At 64.1% G+C, this 19672-nt stretch carries 3 protein-coding genes and 1 pseudogene; all 4 read right to left on the minus strand.

Features of this window, described 5'->3' with window-relative positions; translation table 11 throughout:
• Window positions 1-189 precede the first annotated feature (189 nt).
• The gene (locus tag ACK2SD_RS16810) at window positions 190-819 is read right to left on the minus strand and encodes a hypothetical protein (RefSeq protein WP_412460374.1); all 630 of its coding nucleotides are present in this window, start codon (window positions 817-819) and stop codon (window positions 190-192) included.
• Window positions 809-18355, minus strand: a complete 17547-nt coding sequence (locus ACK2SD_RS16815; RefSeq protein ID WP_412460375.1) for a filamentous hemagglutinin N-terminal domain-containing protein — start codon at window positions 18353-18355, stop codon at window positions 809-811. Before ACK2SD_RS16815 ends, ACK2SD_RS16810 begins: the two co-directional genes overlap by 11 nt.
• 32 nt (window positions 18356-18387) lie before the next feature.
• Window positions 18388-18576, minus strand: a complete 189-nt coding sequence (locus tag ACK2SD_RS16820) for a hypothetical protein (protein ID WP_029613861.1) — start codon at window positions 18574-18576, stop codon at window positions 18388-18390.
• A gap of 421 nt (window positions 18577-18997) precedes the next feature.
• A pseudogene (locus tag ACK2SD_RS16825) lies at window positions 18998-19384 on the minus strand (hypothetical protein); the annotation flags it as partial.
• Window positions 19385-19672: the final 288 nt, after the last annotated feature.

Genomic DNA, 19672 nt, shown 5'->3' on the forward strand with positions numbered 1-19672 from the left:
AAACGCTTAAGCATCACACCGAGCACTTCCATTGACTCTTAGCTTTTGACTTGTTCGCAATACGAACAACAGTAACCCTCTTTACCACTCAAAAACTCATTTTGGACTCGCCGCTCTTATACCTCTACTAAATATCGCTCAATCATAGCACCAGGCTCCTAGTTATCAGGATCATTTTTCAGTTAACATCTAAAGTTCCATAATCAAGGAAGGCGAAGCAAGCACTAGAAAACCAGATTCATCATCATCAAAAAAGCCAAGTCTCGCTATTAGCGCTCCTCCGCAGTTGAAAATAGACTCGAACCTCTTGAGGTCGTCTCGAAGGCTACCCTCGATGTCGCAGACATGAAACTTATCAGCGCTGCCTCCTTTGGGAACCGCAACGACATAAGAGCTTGGAGCTTTCAGCATCATTGCCACGCCAAAATTCATTAGTTCCGGTTTTAGCTCAAACCTACCAATAAACTTCACCCCCTCGTTCAACACAATTAACTTTTCTTGAAAAAAAAGATCGCCTGGGACATCAAGCCCTCGACTTTTAAGCGAACCCAACAAGCCCTTATACCTCACCATCTTAGTATCAGGCTGCACGCAATCACTAGCAACGTACAGCCAATACTCATAGCTTTGGAAAAACCGACCGAACACTTCAGTAACACGCGTTAAAACAGCAAGTAAAATTTCCGCACTTCTTCCTTGAGCCAAAAAAGATGAAACTCCGATCTTCGGCAGACCCTCCAAATTAGAAACATCAAAATTATATACTTCATTTTGAAACCCCACATCAAGAAAAGTAGATTGATTAACTTTAGTAATCATAGTGACCTCCAGACTCATCATTAAAATGCGGCCCTCGATTTTGCGTATTCCCGCTGCCAAAATCGTGTCCGCCAGCATCATCTCGAATTAAAATCTTTCGAGTTCCGCCCCCGGCCGTCGGCACAGTAAATTCATAGGTTACGCCGGGTTGAACCCTTCCGCGCTTGTCAATATTTAAAGAAACTTTACTAGGTTGCTGGCTAACCGGTATCCCAGATCTACGCTTTGCCTCTCTGAAGGCGCCATTTCGTCCAACCCCGTCAGGACTCAAGTTCTCTGGTCGCTCGCCGTTAGATATTTTTCCTGCACGCCCAGTAAGAATACCCATGCCAGCCATAGACGTAAGCTCAACAAGCCTACTCGCCTTCTCCTCGACCGACAATTGTTTGCCGGCCAGTCGATTCAGCCACTCAGTTTCCCTATCCCACTTCTCCAACCCCCCATGCTCAGCAGGCGTCAACCAGCCTTCCGATATATATTTCGCCTGAATCAGGTCCTTGTCGGATACGAATAAGCCTCCCCACTTATCGACCCCAAGAGAAGGCATTGCGACGTTGCTGGGATCACCTTGTAGTAAGCCCGGGACGTCATACGCCACCGTCCGCCTGAACATACCCAACAGTTCCTGCGCAACGGGGTCGTTCATAGCGATAGTGTTGGCCTGTATAGCCTCTACACAGGCCCTGGACTCGCAGCCCTGGATCGCTTTGGACCGGTCCGCAGAAAGCTTTTCATAGCGACCGACAATGCCTTCCACTTGTGCTCTGCCGCACGCCCCGCTGGCTTTGCAGCCCTTCAACTCATCCAGCAACTTCTCGGCGGTCGGATGATCCAGGCTGTTGTACTTGGTCGCTTGCGAAGCCACCCAACCAGCGACAGCTTGATCCTTGCTCGATCCGCCTGCCGCCGCTGCCACCGTGAGGCCGATCAGTTGCGAGGTCATGGCCAGCAGTTGATCGTGCATGCCGTTGTCGAAGATCTTGTCGCCAACCGACGCGACGAATGCCTCGTTCGCGCCTGCCGCCAATGCACCACTCTTGAAATCACCTCCAGCCAATTCGCTGATCAAGCCACCGACCAGGGCATGAGCGCCCATTTTTGCCGGGAGACCGGAGAACTCCAACTTCGTACCCAAACGGTTGTAGATCCCTGCCGAGATCACATCCGCTGCCGAGCTGACGGCTGCGTGAGCCAGATTGTCGCCTAGGCTGCCACCCTTGATGGCCGTGTTCGCGACCGCTCCAAAGCCACTTTCAGCGAAGGTATAACCCGCAAATTTGCTGGCGCCACTCACGGTGCCCAACTCGAAACCATGTGTGGCTTTGGTAACGTCCGCTTTCTCCACGCCAAACGTTTTATCGAGAACACCCGCCGCAAATCCGGCAGCCAGCCCGCTGACGAGATAGCTCTGCATGCTGTCTTTGGAGGTGACGTCTTTTAGCGCTGCCCCGATGTTTCCCTTGTTGTTAATCACGCTGACCGCGGATTGAGACACTGCCGCAGAGAAGGCCGCAACCGCTGCTGCGTTGGCCGCCGTTGCGATAGTTGCTGCTGTCGTCGCGGACATTCCGGCTGCCACTGCTGCGCCTTGTGCTGCGCTACCAGCAGCAGTGCCCAGGGCAGCTGCAGTTCCGCTTCCCGCCGTTAGCACCGTGACGACGATGACGATCGCCAGCATGGCGCCCTGACCCAGCCCAGAGTGACTGTATTTGTAGGCATCGTGAGTTTCCTTCACGAGCTTCCAATCCACATCGCCTCGCGCCTCGGCTTCCTTGAGCCATGCCAGTTGTGGATCGGCTGCAACCATAGCGTCGATGGTCTGGCTCACGGTGTGCTGATCGATCTGCCGCACATCGATCTTCAAACCTTCCGCAGCTTTGATTGCCAGTTCGCCCTGTGCAACCAACTGACTCTGGCGCAAGGTTTCGTCCGTGTTGCCTCTGCCCTTGGCACTGTTCCACGCCAGATCCGACTTGCTCTTCTCGTGACTCTCCTGATGCAGATCCTTCACGCCTTCAAACGTAATCCCACCACCACTCTCCAGCGTCAGATCCTTCCCACTCTCAAGCGTTGCCGCTTGATACCGCTGATCCCCGCCACTCGCGAGGGTCACATCGCCCCCGGCCGATACCGCGCTGCCGACATACTTCACATCGGTCACTTCATCGCGCTTAGTTTTCTTGCTACCGAAACTCCCTTTACTCTTCTTGTCATACAACGAGTAATCACTGTCAGCCTCAGCCAGCAGTTCCAACCGACCACCGGCCACCAGATACGCTTCATCCCCCGCCGACACCCGGCTGGCCGTCATCGCCAGGTCTTGTCCGGCGCGCAGGCTCACGTCGCCGCCCGCCGTCACCGCCGTGCCGACCTGGCTCACATGGTCTTCCTGACCCTTGGCCTTCTTCGTCTTGAACGCCGAATGCTGCTCATCCGCCGCCGAGCTCAGGCTGAGGTTTTCGGTCGCCGCCATGGCCACATCGCGCTTGGCGTCGATCTGGCTGGCGATGGCGGTCAGGTCGCGTCCGGCGATAGCGGTCAGGTCGCGGCCTGCGGTCACCGAGGAACCGTGCTGGGTGACTGAGCTACTGGTTTGGCGTACGCGACTGTTCACGTTGCTGGCGGTCTGTTCCACAGCACCGATACTGAGGTCTCGACCTGCCTGGATGGAGAGGTCCCGGCCGCTCTGCAGCACGCTGCCGTGATTGGCGACGTCGCGGCCGGCACCGATGCTCAGGTCGTTGGCGGCCTCAATCCGTGCGGCGCTGTCAACGAAGTCTCGGTGTTCAGTGACTCGTCCGTCGCTGCTGTCGACTCGGGTGACGCTGCGCTCGTTGATCACATCGCCCTTGAGGGCCGTGAGGGTCACGTCGCGGCCGGCGATGATGCCGCCGGCTTTATTGACGATGTTGTTGCCGGCCAGCAGGTCCAGGCGATTGCCCGCCTCGATCAGGCCGCCGTTGATGATGTCGTTGCCGGCCTGGGCGGACAGGTTGTTGCTGGCGCGCAAGGTGCCGACGTTAGTGAGGTCCTGGCCGGCGATGAGGGTGACGTCGCTACCTGCTATCAGCGCGCCGTTGGGGGCCAGGCGGTTATTGGCGTTGGCCAGGTACAGCACCGGCACCAACACTTCCTCGCCGTTCACCACATGGGTTTCCAGCCAGACGATGTCGTGGGTCAGCGCTGCGACCTGCTCGGAGGTGAGGGTTACGCCCACCGCCAGGTTCAGCGTTTGACGGCTGGCGATGGCGTTGTCCATCAGGTGGCGGAACAGCTTTTCGTCGGTGGTTTGGCCGTCGATGAAGCGTTGGCCGGTGCGGGCCACCACGGCTTGCTGGATCAGGCGCTGTTCGTAGAGGCCGTCGCCCAGGCGCTTGGCGCTTTCGTCGGGGTTGTAGCCCAGGCCCGAAAGCAGGTAGTCCGAGCTCATGAATTGCTTCATGTCGGTGAGCACGGGGTTGGTTTCGATCAGGTATTTGTGCGGCTGGGAGACCGGACGCTTTTCGGGAAGGCCCTGGACCCGCTCGAGGGTTTGGCTGGCCACCGGCGTCGGGTTCGCGGCGACCTGCTCGACCGTGACGGCGGCCGGGCGGGTGGCGGTGCTGTCCACGACAGGCTGCTCGGCGGGGCTGACGGCGGGCAGGAACTCGCGGGAGGTCGGCACCACTGTCGCCACGGTCGAAGGCTGCTGGCGCTCCACGGACACCTGGGTCGCACGGGCCAGCGGCGTGACGCCGGGCACGCTGAGGTCTGGGCGGGCGCTGTCCGGTGCGACGGTCACCACGCGGGTGTCGCGCTCGGCGGTGGACAGGCCGGGGACGTTCAAGGTCGGACGGCTGCTGTCGGAAACCGGTTGATCGGGCGTGGTCAGCACGATGCGGGCGTCGCGCTCGGCGGGGGTCAAGCCGGACAGGTCGATGTTCGGGCGTGACAGGTCCACGACCGGGCGCGAGCCATCGACCGGGTTCTGCGCGGTGATGCCATCCACTGCGGTGATGGTGCCGCCGCCGCTGCGGCCAGGTTGTAGCGTGCCGACGTCGGCATCGCTCACACCGCCCACATTGATCGCGCTCACGCTGGCCTGGATGCCGCCGGCCTCACGGGCCGTGACCGACACCTGGCGGCTGCTGGCAGACACCTGTGCGACGTCGTCGAGTTGAATCGTCCGGCCTTGGGTTTCGGGAAGGCGTTGCTGACGTTGCTCCAGGCCGACGCTGGCAGCGCCCAGGGTCCAACTGGCAGGCCCGGCCGACCCTTGAGCCACTTGCCCGCTGCTGCCGCCCTGCCCGCTCAGACGGAACAGGCCGTTCTGGCCGGTGGGGAGGCTGAAGCCGGGCAGTGCGAGTGGGTTGACCTGCTGTTGAGCGAGATCGGGCGGCAGTTGCCGGTTCACAACGATGATGGGTGCCGCACCGGCCCCCATGGCAGCCGTGCTTAGACCTCTCGCAGATGTCGAAGCGCCTGGGCTGTGTGCACGCTCCACGCCGTTGGAAAGATTGCTAGCCGCCGTGATCGCGATTTTGCCGCCCGCCTGTACGACCGAGGGCAAATAGCTGGAGCCGGAATGTTCCATACGTTCGAGGCGGAAAGGTGTGGCGCTCTGAATGACTGCAGGAGCAGTACGCGGCTGGCCATTGCCATAATTGGCGGTGTGGCTATAGGCCCGAGCAGTGCCCTTGGCGTTGGTGCCCTCTTGGAGCTGCAGATACATACTTGCAAAATTCAACCACGCGGCGGTGTTACCGTTCCCAACGGATCGACTACCACCAGTGATTGTGCCCATCGACTGCTCATCCGCAGCATTCCAAAAACGGACGCCGCCGGTGTAACCCGCATCATTGTCTGCGTTGTAGCGTGTGATATCGAACCACAGTGTCGAATTCACAGAGCCGACATCGATGTATGCGAGTTCCGAATAGCCGCCTAACGAGGTCCCGGTATTGCTGAATGACCCTGTATTGATTGTGATATCGCCAACCGCGGAAATCGTCGAGTTGGTATTGGCAAACGTCTCGCTTACCACACTCAAGTTGCGCCCAGCCGCCAGACTGGACTCTTTCTCTACTTGCCCAACCGCTTCGAAGGTGTAGGTTTTGCCCCACACCAGATGCGATTTCGAGGTGACTTGCCTTTTGCCATCCATATAGCTGGAGCAACTGTAGCAACGCACCCCAATGTAAGCGGATTGCAGCGTCGAGTTGAGCGTGAAGTCCACGCGCTCGTTGCGAACGCTGCTGGCAGCAATGTTGAAATCGCCAACACTCTCGAATGTGCCAGACAAGTTCTCAAGCAGCGCGGAGCGCGTGCCCTGCATATCTTGTGCAACACGTATATCGCCCAAGCTGTAGATATCGCCTTGGCGGTTGGTCACCCGCTGGCCATACAAGGCCATGTTGCCACCGCTGTAGATAAATCCGCCTTGGTTGGAGAGATCGCCAGTGGTCAAGGTCAGGTCTTGCCCACTGCCAAGCGAGCCCACATTCTCGATGCCAGCGGCATTAACGCTCAGGTTGGAGCTTGAGGTCAGTCGCCCGGCGTTGCTCAACTTGCCGCCGACAGTGATTGCTGCATTGCCGCCTGAAGCAACGCTACCGCCGCCGCCCAGTACCAGTTGACCAAGCTTGAGGTCCATAGCTCCTAGGTTGCTGACGCGTCCGCTGGCGCTCAGGCTGCCCGACAGGTTCAGGTCAAGCCCTCCGTCACTGGCGATCACCCCAGCCGCGCTCCAGTTGTTGCCGCTGCCGGAAAAACGCTCCGCTGCCAGCAACTGACCAGTCGCCGTCTGGCTCAGCTCGCCGACATTCACCGTCAACCGCCCAGCCTGAATCACAGTGCTGTTGGTCCAACTATCGGCCGTAAGAGTCAAACCACCTCGGGTGACCACCTCACCGCCCGCCGCCAACAGCGAGGCAGTGGCGATCTCGAAAGTGCCGCTGCCGCTGTGCAGCAGGCTACCGCCCTGGTTCTGGAAGCCAGCGGCGTTGAGGGTCAGGTCGCTGTTGCGGGTTTCGAGTCGGCCATTGCGGTTGTCGAATCCGCCGAGCAGTTGGAAGTCGGTCTTGCCGGTGATGCCCAAGGCGCGTAACTGCCCGCCCTGGTTATCGACGGCATTGGCGCGCACGTTGAGCACGCTGTCGCTTTCGATGATCCCGCCACGGTTACCCAACTGGCCGTCGAGCCCCAGGTCCATGCGATTGGCCGCCATCTGACCGGCACTGTTGTCGAGCGCGGCCCCCACCACCTGGAGCAAGTGCTTGGCATACAGGCCGCCATAGGCGTTGGCGAAGGAACGGGCGTTGATCAGCGCGTCGCCGTTTTGCGCGGCGATGCGGCCGCGCTGGTTGTCGACGCTGGCGGCGATCAGGTTCAAGCGCTGCCCCTGGATCACGCCCGCCTTGTTGGCGGCATTGACGCCGTTGAGCAGTTGCCCGCCAACGCGGGCATCGACCGACCCGGCCACGCTGGCCAGGGTGCCGCCCTGGTTGTTCAGGGTGCTGGCGGCGGCGCTCAGGTCGCCGCTCTGGGCCAGCAGCGTACCGCCTTCGTTGTCCAGGTCGCCCGTGAGGCTCAGGCCCAGGCCCTGCTGGCCCTGCATCACGCCGGCGCGGTTGCTGAGGCTGGCCGCGCTGAGTTGCACGTCCGCGCCCTGGCTGTAGATCAAGCCATCGGCATCGTTCTGCAGCACGCCGGTGCTGGTGATCGCCACCCGCTCCTTGCCGGCGAGGGTGCCGCGCTGGCGGTTGTCGATGCCGCCGGCCAACAGCGTCAGCACGCCCTGGCTGGCGATCTGGCCGCCCTGGTTGTCCACCTGCGTGGCGCGCTGCAACAGCAACGTTCCGGCGCTGGCGAGCTTGCCTTGGTTGTTGACCAGGCGACCCAGCAGGTCGAGGGTCAGGCGGCCATTGCTGACCAGGGTGCCGGTCTGGTTGCCCAGGTCGGTGGCGGTGACGGCCAGCGCCTGCTGGGCGGTGACGGTGCCGGCGGTGTTGTTCAGGCTGGCCGCCTGTACATCGAGCTCGGCGCCGCTGTCGATCAGGCCGCCACTGGCGTTGTCGAGCGTGCCGCCGACCACCAGGCTTTGCCCTGCGCCACTGGAGAGGATGCCGCCGGTGTTGTCCAGGCTGGCAGCGCTGACGGTCAGCGCGCCCTGGCTGACCAGGGCGCCGGTCCCGGCATTGAGCAATTCGCCGGAGAGCCGCACATCTACCGCGCCGCTGCGGCTGGACAGGGTGCCGTTGTTGCGGTTGTCGAGGCTGCCGCCGCCGACGCTCAGCCCTTGCCAGCCGGACACCAGGCCGTTCTGGTTGATCAGCCTGGCGGCCTGGACCGTCAGCACCTCGCTGCTGATCAGCTTGCCGCCGCTGTTGTCCAGGGTGCCGGTGCTCAGGGTCAGGCTGCGTTGGCTGGACAGTTCGCCGTTCTGGTTGTTGAAGCTGCGCAGGCGCTTGAGGGTCAGCGGCCCCTTGGCCAGGATCTGGCCATTGCGGTTGTCCAGGTCGCTGTCGTTGAGGTCGAGGGTCACGCCCTGCTCGCCCATCACCCGACCGCCCGCCAGCGCCAGGGCGCTCAGTTTCAGGCCCATCGCGCCCCGGGCGGACACTTCACCGCCGCTGCCGGTGTTCAGGCTGGCGGCGCTCAGGTCCAGGGTGCCCTGGCTGTTGATCAGGCCCCCGCCGCTGTTGTCCAGGGCCATGGCCGTGAGCGTCACGCCCGCCGCGCCGAGCAGGCTGCCGGTGAGGTTGTTGAGGTTGCCGGTGTTCAGGGTCAGCGTCTGGCTGGCGCTGATCAGGCCCTGCTCCTGGTTGTCGAGCAGGCCATCGCTGGTCAGTTGCAGGTCGCTGCGACTGCTCAGGGTGCCGCCGCGGTTGTCCACGATGCCGGCGTGCGCGTCCAGGCGGGCGGCGCCGATCAGGCCTTTGACGTTGGCCAGCACTTGGCCGACGCGCACGACCAGGGCCTGGTTGCTGAGCAGTTTGCCGTTGCCGTTGTCCAGGCTCTGAGCGGCCAGGGTGAAGGCTTGGGCACTGGAGATTTCACCGTTCTGGTTATTGACCGCCGCGAGGTTGCTCAACAGCAGTGGGCCCGTGGCGTTGATCAAACCGTTCTGGTTGCTCAACGCGCCGTTGTTCAGGTCCAGGCTCAGGCCGCTGTGGCTGAAGAGCGTACCGCCCTGTTGGTCGAACCCGCTGACACTGGCGGTCAGGCCCTTGGCACTGCCGATGCTGCCACCGTTGTTCAACTGGCCGCTGCTCAGTTGCAAGGTGTCGCCGCTGTTGAGGCGACCGCCCTGGTTGTCCAGCGTACCGGCGCTCACCGTCACCGCGCCTTTAGCGCTGATGCTGCCGTGCTGGTTGGCCAGCGCGGTGCTGCTCAGCACCAGGGCGCCGTCGGTGACCAACTGGCCGCTCTGGTTGTTCAACTGGCCATTGAGCGCCACGTTCAAGGCGTGCGCGCTGGACAGGCTGCCGTGGCTGTTGTTCAGGCTGCCGGCCTCGATGTCGAGGGTGTCTTCACTGCTCAGCAGGCCCCAGCTGTTGTCCAGCTCGCCGCTCACCTGCAGGCGCAACGGCTGCTGGCTGAGCAGCGTGCCGCCGGTGTTGTCCAGGCGGCTGCCGGTCAGCGCCAGGCGCTGGGCGCTGAGCGAACCGCCCTGGCGGTTGAGCACCTGCTCGACGTTCAGCGTCAGGCCCTCGACGGCGAACACCTGGCCCGCGTCGCTGTTGTCCAGGTGCTGGCCGGTGATGCTCACGCCCGCGTTGCTGGTCAGCTCGCCGGCCCGGTTATCCACGGCACCGACGTCGAGTGTCAGCGCTTTTGTGGCGCCGACCAGACCGCCCCGGTTATCGAGGCTGGCGCCACTGACCTGCACCGCCTGGGTGCCGATCAACTGGCCGCTGCGGTTGTCCAGGCGCGCGGCATTGACGCTCAGGTCGGCCTTGCCGGCGATCTCGCCGCCACGGTTGTCCAACTGGGCGCTGGTCAGCAGCAATTGGCCGTCGGCGATCAAGGTGCCGCGCTGGTTGTCGAGCGTTTCGCGGGCGACGATGTCCAGGCCACTGCGGCTGCTGAGCAGACCGTCACTGTTGTCCAGGCGTGCGCTGCGGGTGTCGAGGCGTGCGGCGCTGATGTGGCCCTTGGCGTTGGCCAGGGCCTGTTCGATGCGCAGCACCAGTGCCTGATTGCTGATCAGCTTGCCCTGGCTGTTGTCCAGGCTGCGGGCGGCCAGGGTGATGGCGTTCTGGCTGGAGAGCTCGCCGTGGCGGTTGTCGAGGTTGCCGAGGTTTTTAAGGACCAGGATCGGTGCGTTGATCAAGCCGCTGTTGGTGGCGTCACCGCCGTTCAGGTCGAGGATCAGTTGGCTGTTGCTGAACAGCTCGCCGCCGTGTTGCGTGAGGCCGGTGAGGCTGGCGTTGAGGGTGCCGGCGCTGGCGACACGGCCGCCATTGCTGAGCTGCGTCGCGGTGAGATCGAGCGGCCCGGAACCGATCAGGCGCCCGCCCTGGGTGTTGTCGAACTGGCCGGTGGTCAGGCGCGCGGCGCCCTGGCTCTTGAGCAGGCCCTGCTGGCTGTTGTCCAGGCTGGCGCTGTTGAGCGTCAGGCCCTGCGCGGTTTCCACCACCCCGCCCTGGTTGATCAGCGCAGCGGTGCTGTCGAGGGTCAGCGTGTCGGCACTGGTGATACGGCCAGCGGTGTTGTCGACCCGCTCGCCGGTGAGTTGCAGCGTGCCTTCGCTGCTGAGTGTGCCTTGGGTGTTGTCCAGCGCGGCGGTCAGTTCCAGCGCCAGCGAACGCTGGCCGGCGAAGGTGCCTTGGGCGTTGTCCAGGCCCGCACCGGTCAAGCGCGTGTCCTGGGCGAACACCAGGCCCTTGGCCTGGTTGATGACCTGGGCCACGGCCAGTTGCAGCGCGGTGGCGGCGAGCAGCTTGCCGCCACTGTTGTCCAGGCGCTGGCCGCTGAACTCGGCAGCGGCCTGGCTGGACAGCTCTCCGGCGCGGTTATCGACCGCGTCCACCTTGAGTTTCAGCGCTTTTGTGGCGCCCACCAGACCGCCGTTGCGGTTATCGAGGGCGCTGCCGGTGAGGGTCAGTTCTCCCTGGGCCACCAGCTCGCCGCCCTGTTGATTGAGCACGCCAACGCTGGCGTCCAGGTCGCGCTGGCTGGCGATGCGGCCGGTGCCGTTTTCCACACGCTGCGCGGTCAGGCGCACCGGGCCTGCGGCGCTGATCAGCCCGGCCTGGTTGCTCAGCGTCTGGCTGGCGATCATCAAGGCCTGCTTGCTGTTGAGCACGCCTGCGCGGTTGTCCACCTCGCCGATGGCCAGGTCGAGCGCCTGATTGGCGCGCACCGCGCCGCCACGGTTGTCCAGGCGATCACCGCTCAGGGTCAGCAGATCCTGCCCGGACACCCGCCCGCCACGGTTGTCCAGCGCACCGGCCTGCACCGCCATGGCACCCTTGGCCATGACCCGGCCTTGGTCCTGGTTGTCGAGCAGGCCATCGACCTTGGCGGTCAGGCTGCCGTCACTCACCAGGCTACCGGACTGGCTGTTGTCCAGGCTCGCCGCCGTCACCTGCAAGCGCTCGGCGGCGCCCAGGGTGCCGCCCTGGTTGAGCAGCGCGCCTCGGGTCGTCAGCACCAGGCTGACATCGCCCATCACCTGCCCGTTGCGGTTGTTCAGGGTCTGCGCATCGACCACGCTGGCGCCGGCGCTGGACAGCTCGCCGTCGACGTTGAGCAATGCGTCGCTGACCGCCAGGGCCAGGTCTTCTTCGCTGCTGAACACGCCTTCGCTGTTGTCCAGACGGCCTGCCTGGGCCTTGAGTCCGGCGGCCGTAATCTGCCCCCTGACGTTGAGCAGCGCCCGCTCGACCGTCAGGCTCAGCCCGTGGTCGCTCAGCAGTTTGCCGTCGGTGTTGTCCAGGCTCTGCGCCGCCAGGGTGAAGGCTTGCTGGCTGGAGATTTCGCCGCCCTGGTTGATGACCTGCGCGAGGTTGCGCAGTACCAGCGGGCCGGGCGCATTGATCAAGCCACCGGCGTTGTTCAACGTGCCCTGGTTCAGGTCCAGTGTCAGGTCGCGGGTGCTGTACAGCTTGCCGCCGCCGCGCTGGTCGAGACCGGTGAGGCTGGCCGTGAGTGCGTGGGCGCTGGCGATGCGACCGGCGGCGCGGTTGTCCACCTGCCCGGCCACCAGGTCGAGGCGGTCGGCGCTGGTGAGGCGTCCACCTTGCTGGTTGTTCAGGGCGCCGGTGGTGACCTGCACGGCCCCGTCGCCGATGAGCGTGCCGCTCTGGTTGTCGAGGCTGGCGCTGGTCAGGCTCAGGTTCGAGGCGCTGAGCACCTCGCCGTTGCGGTTACCCAGCGCGCCGGTGCTGACCAGGACCAGCGGTGCGGCGCTGCTGATGCGCCCGCTGCCGTTGTCGAGGCTGTCGGCGTGCAGGCTCAGGCCCGCATCGCTGCGCAGCGCGCCTTGCTGGTTGAGCACCTGGCCGCTGGCGAGCAGGGACAGGTTGCCCTTGGCATACACGCTGCCCTGGCCACTGTTGTCCAGCAGTGCCGTGTTCAACTCGACGGAGCGCTGCCCGGAGATGATGCCCTTGAGTTGGTTGTTCAGGCGCTGCACGGTCACCTGCAGGGCGTCATTGGCCAGCAGCCGCGCACCGGCGCTGTTGTCGAGCTCGCGGGCCGCGAGGGTCAGGCCACCGACGCTGGAGACCTCACCGGCACGGTTGTCCAGGCTGTCGAGGGCCAGGGTCATGCCCTGACCCGCATTGAGCAGGCCACCGTCGCGGTTATCCAGCGACGTGCCCTTGAACTGCAATTGGTTCACTGCGGCGACGTTGCCGCCACGGTTGTCGAATTGGCCGACGGTCAGGTTCAGGTCGCGCTTGCCCAGCAGGCGGCCCTTGGCCTGGTTGTCGAAGCTGCCCGCGGTCAGTTGCAGTTGCGCGCTGGCGCCGATCAGGCCGGCCTGGTTGAGCAACTGGCCGCTGATCAGGGCGTCGAGCGTTCCGTCGCTGGTGAGCGTGCCTTGGGTGTTGTCGAGGCGGGCGGCGTTCAGGTCGAAGCGTTGGCCTGTGACGAGCCGGCCATTGCGGTTACCGACCGCTTGCCAGTCCGCGAAGGTGAGCCGCTGGTCGCCCTGGATCAGGCCGGAGCGGTTGTCCAGCGTGGTGCCGGTGAGGCGGGTCGTGGCGCCTAGAATCTCGCCCTGGCCGTTGTCGAGTGTCGCCTCGACCTGGGCGGTCAGGTCGTCGCGGGCGCTCAGCGTACCGGCCGTATTGACCAGCGTGTTGGCCCGCAGATCCAGCGCTTTAGCGCGCACCAGGCCCTGGGCATTGTCCAGCGCCTTGGCGATGCGCACGCTCAGCCCTTGCTCGCTGAGCAGCTTGCCGCGGCGGTTGTCCAGGCTCTGGGCGTCGAAGCTCAGCGCCTGGGCACTGGAGATTTCCCCGGCGTGGTTGTCCACCTCGGCCAGGCGGCTCAGCAGCAGCGCGCCGGGCGCGTGGATCAAGCCACCCTGGTTGTTCAGCAGGCCGTGATTCAGGTCCAGGCTGACACCGGCCTGGCCATACAGGCGACCGCCGTCGTGCTGGTCGAGGCCGGTGACGAAGGCCGTGAGTTGCTGCTGGCTGCTGATGCGTCCTGCGCGGCTGTTGTCCACTTGGCCCGCCGTGAGTACCAGCGTGCTGTCGCTATCGAGCACGCCTTGGGCGTTGTTCAAGGCGCCGCCCACGGTGAGCGCCAGCGGCCCCTTGGCGTGCAGGTTGCCTTTGGCGCTGTTGTCCAGGCTGGCGGCGATCAGGTGCAGGTCGCTGCCCGCGCTGAACAGGCCAGCCTGGTTGAGCAACTGACCGGCGAGGGTCGCGGTCAAGCGCCCATCGCTGGTCGCCTTGCCGGTGCTGTTGTCCAGGCTGCCGGCGTCGAGGTCGAAGGCCTGGGCGGCGAACAGCGTGCCCTGGCGGTTATCCACGGCGCCAAGGCTGGTGAGGTCGAGCAGGCTGTCGCTCTGCAGCAGGCCCAGGCGATTGTCCAGAGCGCCCACCTTCACCGAGGCGCTGCGGGCCAGTACCCGACCGCTGCGGTTGTCCAGCGTCGCGCCGACCTGCACTGCCAGGTCGTGGTTGGCGCTGAGCAGGCCGCTCTGGTTGTCCAGGCTGCCAGCCTGCAGGGTCAACGCCTTGGCTGAAATCAGGCCTTGGGTATTGTCCAGTGCACGGGCGATGCGCAGGATCAGGGCCTGTTCACTGAGCACCTTGGCACCACGGTTGTCCAGGGTGTCGGCAGCCAGGGTGAAGGCCTGGCTGCTGGAGATTTCCCCGCCCTGGTTATCGACGCTGGCGAGGTGGCTCAACAGCAACTGACCCGGCGCGGTCAAGGTGCCGCCCTGGTTGTTCAGGTGGCCGCGATTGAGGTCGAGGCTAACGTCGCCCTGGCCTGACAGCCGACCGTCGTTGTGCTGGTCCAGCCCGGTGACGCTGGCGATCAACGTCTGCCCGGCACTGATGCGCCCGCCTTCGCTGTTGTCCACCGGGCCGGCGCGCAGATTCAGCTGAGCGTCACCGCGCAGGGTGCCGTGCTGGCTGTTGTTCAGGTCTGCGCCCAACGCCAGGTCCAGACGCTGCTGGGCGTAGACATTGCCCTGGCGGTTATCCAGGCGCGTCGCATCGAGCTTGAGCACACCGACCGCCGCCAGGCTGCCGCTGCGGTTGTCGAGCGAGGTGCCGGCCAGGGTCAGGTCGGCCTGGCTGCTAACGCGCCCTTGGCGCTGGTTGTCGAGGCTGCCCAGGGTCAGGTCGAGGTTGGCAGTGGCTGCCAGCAGGCCGGACTGGTTGAGCAAGGCTCCGGCGATGATGGCGGTCAGGGCGCCGTCACTGGTGAGGGTGCCCTCGGTATTGTCCAGGCTGGCAGCGCTGAGACTGACGGTGTTGGCCGAGACCAGGCGGCCGCGCTGGTTGATCAGCGCCCCGCTGGCGACGGTCAGGCGCGTGTCGCCTTGCGCCTGGCCGTCGCTGTTATCGAGCGTACGTGCGGTCAGCGACAGGTCACGGCCCAAGAGCTTGCCACTGCGGTTGTCCAGCAGGCCCTCGACGTTCAGCATCACGCCGTCACGCGCACTCAGGGTGCCGTTCTGGTTACCCAGGCTGGCGCTGCGCGCATCCAGGCTCGAGGCCGAAATCAGGCCTTTGGCGTTTTCCAGCGAACGGGCGATGCGCAGGGTGAGCGCTTGCTCGCTCACCACCTTGCCCGCGCGGTTGTCCAGGCTGTCCGCTTGCAGGCTGAAGCCTTGGGCGCTGGAGATTTCGCCGCCTTGGTTATCGACGGTCGCCAGTTGGGTCAGCAGCAACGCGCCCGGCGCACTGATCACACCCCCCTGGTTATTCAACAAGCCACGAGCGAGGTCCAGGCTCAGGTCGCCCTGGCTGTACAAACGCCCGTCGCCGCGCTGGTCCAGGCCCGTCACCTGGGCGCTGAGGGTGTTGCCGGTGATACGGCCACCGGCGCTGTTGTCCAGTTGCGCGGTGCGCAGGCGCAGGGCGTGGGCGGCACTGATCTGGCCGGCCTGGTTGTTCAGGTCGGCGCTGTTCAGTTGCAGGTCTGCGCCTGCGCTGATCAGCCCGCTCTGGTTGAGCAGATTGCCGGAGATGGCGGCGGTCAGCGCCGCCGCACTGGTCACCTTGCCGGAGGTGTTGTCCAGGGCGCTGGCGGTCAGCGCCAGGGTCTGGCCGCTGGCGAGCGTGCCGGCGCGATTGCCAAGGGCGCCGCTGTCGATCGTCAACGACTGGTCGGCCTGCACCTGGCCCTGGGTGTTATCCAGCGAGCCGGCTGTTAGCCGCACGTCACGGGCCAGCACCTCGCCACTGTGGTTGAGCAATGCGCCCGCGACGTCCAGGCTCAAACCGTCGTTGGCCAGCAAGTGACCGCTGCCGTTGTCGAGGCTGTCGGCGTTCAGCCGCAGCGACGCACCCGATAGACGACCCGCCGCGCTGTTCACCACCTGCGCAGCCGCCACGCTTAGCGACTGGTCGCTCTGCACCTTGCCGCCCCGGTTATCCAGTGCATCGGCCAGCAGGGAGAATGCGCTACTGCTGGAGACGGCGCCGTTGCGGTTATCGACCGTGGTCAGGTTGTTCAGCAGCAGTGTGCCAGGCGCACTGATCACCCCGGACTGGTTGTCCAGATGACCGCGATTGAGGTCCAGGCTCAAGCCGGACTGGCTGGATACCCGGCCGCCCGCATTGTTCAAGCTGCCGACGCTGAGCTGGCTGGCGGCGGCGCTGGTCAGGCTGCCGCTGCGGTTGTCGAACAGTCCCGCGACACGCGCGTCCAGCGCCGCGCGACTGTTCACGGTGCCCTGTTGGTCATTGATCAGGCTGGCGGCACCGATCTGCAGGCCGCTGGCGGCGATCAGTCCGGCCCCGTTGTTCAAGGTCTGGACGATGCTGAGGATCAAGCCTTGGTCGCTGAGCAGCTTGCCGGCCGTGTTGTCGAGGGTGCGCGCCGTGACCGAATAGCTGCGAGCACTGGAGATTTCGCCCTGGCGGTTGTCGACGCTGTCGAGGTGGTCGAAGGTCAACTGCCCGGCGGCATTGATCAGGGCACTGCGGTTATCCAGCTGGCCCTGGTTGAGGTTCAGGTACAGGTCGCCGTTGCTGTAGAAGCGGCCACCATCGTGCTGATCGAGGCGGCCCAGGTTGGCGTTCGTGCCTTGTGCACTGGCGATCTCGCCACCGACGCTGTTGTTCACCGCGCCTGCCGTGAGGTTCAGCGTCTGGCCGCTGAGCTTGCCGCCCTGCTGGTTGTCCAGCGCCGCGGCCTTGATCGTCGCCCCCGCCGTGGACTCGATGCGCCCCTGCTGTTGGTTGGCCAGGGCGCCACTCACCTCGACGCCGAGCGCGCCTTGGCTGTTCAGCACACCGCGCTGGCTGTTGTTCAGCGAGGCGGCATTGACTTGCACAGCCTGCTGCGCGGCGATGCGTCCGCCCTGGTTGTCGATGGCGCCTTGCGCATTCAGGCTCAAGGTTTGTCCGGCCGACACCAGCCCGACGACGTTATCCAGCGACGCCACGTGCAGGCTGGCCTGGCCGAGGCTCGACAGTTCGCCCTGGCGGTTGATCAACTGGCCGACGTTCGCCGTCAGCAGGCCGGAGGCGGTGACCAGTCCAGCCTGGCTGTTGAGCAACTGATCGGCGCTGATGCCGAGATTGCCGGCGCTGAGCACGCGGCCCTGGTTCTGATTGTCCAGGGCGGTCGCGGCCAGTTGGGCACTGCGCGCAGCGCTGAGGGTGCCGCGCTGGTTGATCAGTTCACCGGTTTGCACGCGCAGGTCGCGACTGGCGATGACGCTCTTGCCCGTGTTATCGAACGCCTGCGCCTTGAGCTGCAGATCGCCTTGGCTGTTGCGACTGTTGTCCGCGTTGACGCCAGCCTCGATGATGCCGCGGTTGGTCAGGCGGCCGCCGGCGTCCAAGGTGACGCTGTTCCTGGCTGCCAAGGTGCCCTGGTTGGTCAATGCGCCCTGGGTGGTCAGCGCCAGGTCGCTGCCGGCATATACGGGGCCTTGGACATCGACGCTCTGGGCTTTGACGTTGACCGTGGTGGCTGCCGAGGTCTGGCCCATCAGCAGTTGCCCTGCCGCATCGATCTGGATATCGCCACCGGACATCATGTCGCCGGCCATGCGCACACCGACCCCGGCCTCGGTACCGACCAGCTTGACCGCGCCCACGTACATGCCGCCCAGCGCCGAGGAGTCGATGGCCAGGTCCGGCGCCTGGCTGCCGTCGGTAGCGCGCGCGGTGGCGTTGAGGGTGCCGGCCTCGACATCGTTGCGCCCGGCGACGATGGTCAGCTTGTTCGCCTGGATCTGCGCATTGAGGCGGGCAGCGCGGGTGATGATTTCGAAGCGGTCGACGTTGCTGGCGTTCAGGCCCGCGCCTTCGATGGCGACGCTGCCCTGGTCGACCTGGTAGCGGGTGAGCTGGCCGTTTTCGATCACCGGCCTGCCGGTGGTCAAGGTCGCCTGCGGCGTGTTGATGAAGCCGCAGCCGTCGCAGGTGATGCCGTGCGGGTTGGCGACGATCACATGGGCCGACTGCCCGGCCACTTCGGTGTAGCCGCGCAGTTGGCTGGCGTTGGCGCCATTGACTTCGTTGAGGATGACCTGCGCGGCCGTGCCCTGGAAGTTGGGGTTGCCGACGATGATGCCGCCCAGTTGGGTGTTCTGGGTACGGCCGGTGGCGTTGTTGAGAATGACCCCGTTGGCGCCGACGTTGTAGTCCTGGAACTGGTTGTGCGACAGGCCGCTGCCGTTGGGCGCGGCGATGTTGACGATCGGCACGCCATTGCCCGCTTGCCCGAGCGTGGTGCCCTGCCCGCTGACCGCGATGCCCTCGGCCTGGACCAGCAGCGGCTGCCAGAACATGGCGTTGGCCAGGATGAACGCCAGACCCCGCTTGGGCATCCCCAGGAAGTGGGAACGGCTTTTGAGGGCAGCCGAAGGCTGACGCACGAGGAAGGCGAACTGACGAACGTCCATGTGAAATCCCGATGCCCGAGGGCGGTGAAAAATTAGAGAAAGAAGTCCATGCGTAAACGCACCGGCGCTGCCCGATCGGTGGCGGGGGCCGGTGGTTTCAGAAAACGGGGGTAGTGGGCGGTGCGTGGCTCGATCAGGGCGACGCGCGCCGACACGACAGTGTCCGGGTCAGTGAAGGTGGGCAGCAACGAATGCGCGGCCCGGCGTTCCAAACGCCACATCGGTTAGGTCCTTTTGTATGGCGTTGTGCCAATAACCGGCGCGGATGATAAGGTGGCAAAATAGTGGCGTCAAATAAATGGATGGCCTTGCAGCCTCGTAGCGTATCCGTGCGCTGCTGCTATCGATGGGGTTGGCATGGTTCACGCGAGCACGCCGCTCGCAGAAGCTGGACGCTGCCTGGGCTGGAAGCGCAGCAATCAACTGACCACTGATTCGAGTCACACGGACATCTTGAGATCTTGAATAGTGATCACCTGGCCCAACCCTCTCACCACTCTCTTTAACGTAGTTATATCGCCGTCGAGAATATGATCAAAACGTAGACTGTGCTGCCGATGGACAGGTCGCGACCGGCGTCCAGCCTGGTATCACCACCCGCCTTGAGCACCCCGCCCACGCTGTCGATATTCCACCCTAGGCGTTGCGGATGGAGTCGGTGGCCAGCATGTCCAGGCGCCCACCTGCTTCGATCAGCCCGCTGTTGCTGATGTTGGTAGCGCTGGCAGCGAGGTGGTTGGTGGCACGCAGTGTGCGGACGTTGACCAGGTCGCCGCCGCTGATCAGGTTGACGTCACGGCCCTGGATCAGCGCGCCGTTAGGGGCCACGCGGCCACTGGCGTGGGCCAGGTACAGCACCGGGGCCAGCACTTTCTCGCCCTTGACCTCGATCTGCTCCATCCAGACGATGTCGTGGGTCAGCGCGGCGACCTGCTCGGCGCTGAGCGACACACCTAAGCTCCGCGCCAGCTTGTCCTTGCTGGCGATGGCGTTGTCCATCAGGTGCTTGAACAGCTTCTCGTCGGTTGTCTGGCGGCGAGGAAGAATTGGCCGGGGCGGATTAGGCTGCCTTTACTTTCGCCCGCGCAGTTAATGATGGAGCTATGTAGCTCTGCGACGCATTAATTGCTCGCCCTACGTCGATGTAGGCATGCTTCACTTAAGTTTCAAATTTGTGGCTCAAGCAATCCACGCTCGGAAATACTTTGACATTTACTTCCCACCGCCCCATTTGAAATATGAAGCAAGGCATATCCCAAACCAGACAGGGACCGCATAGGCTAGAAATCCAGGAAACACGCCGGAAATATCAGCCCA

The sequence above is a fragment of the Pseudomonas sp. SC11 genome (assembly GCF_047039205.1).
Taxonomy (GTDB): domain Bacteria; phylum Pseudomonadota; class Gammaproteobacteria; order Pseudomonadales; family Pseudomonadaceae; genus Aquipseudomonas; species Aquipseudomonas boreofloridensis.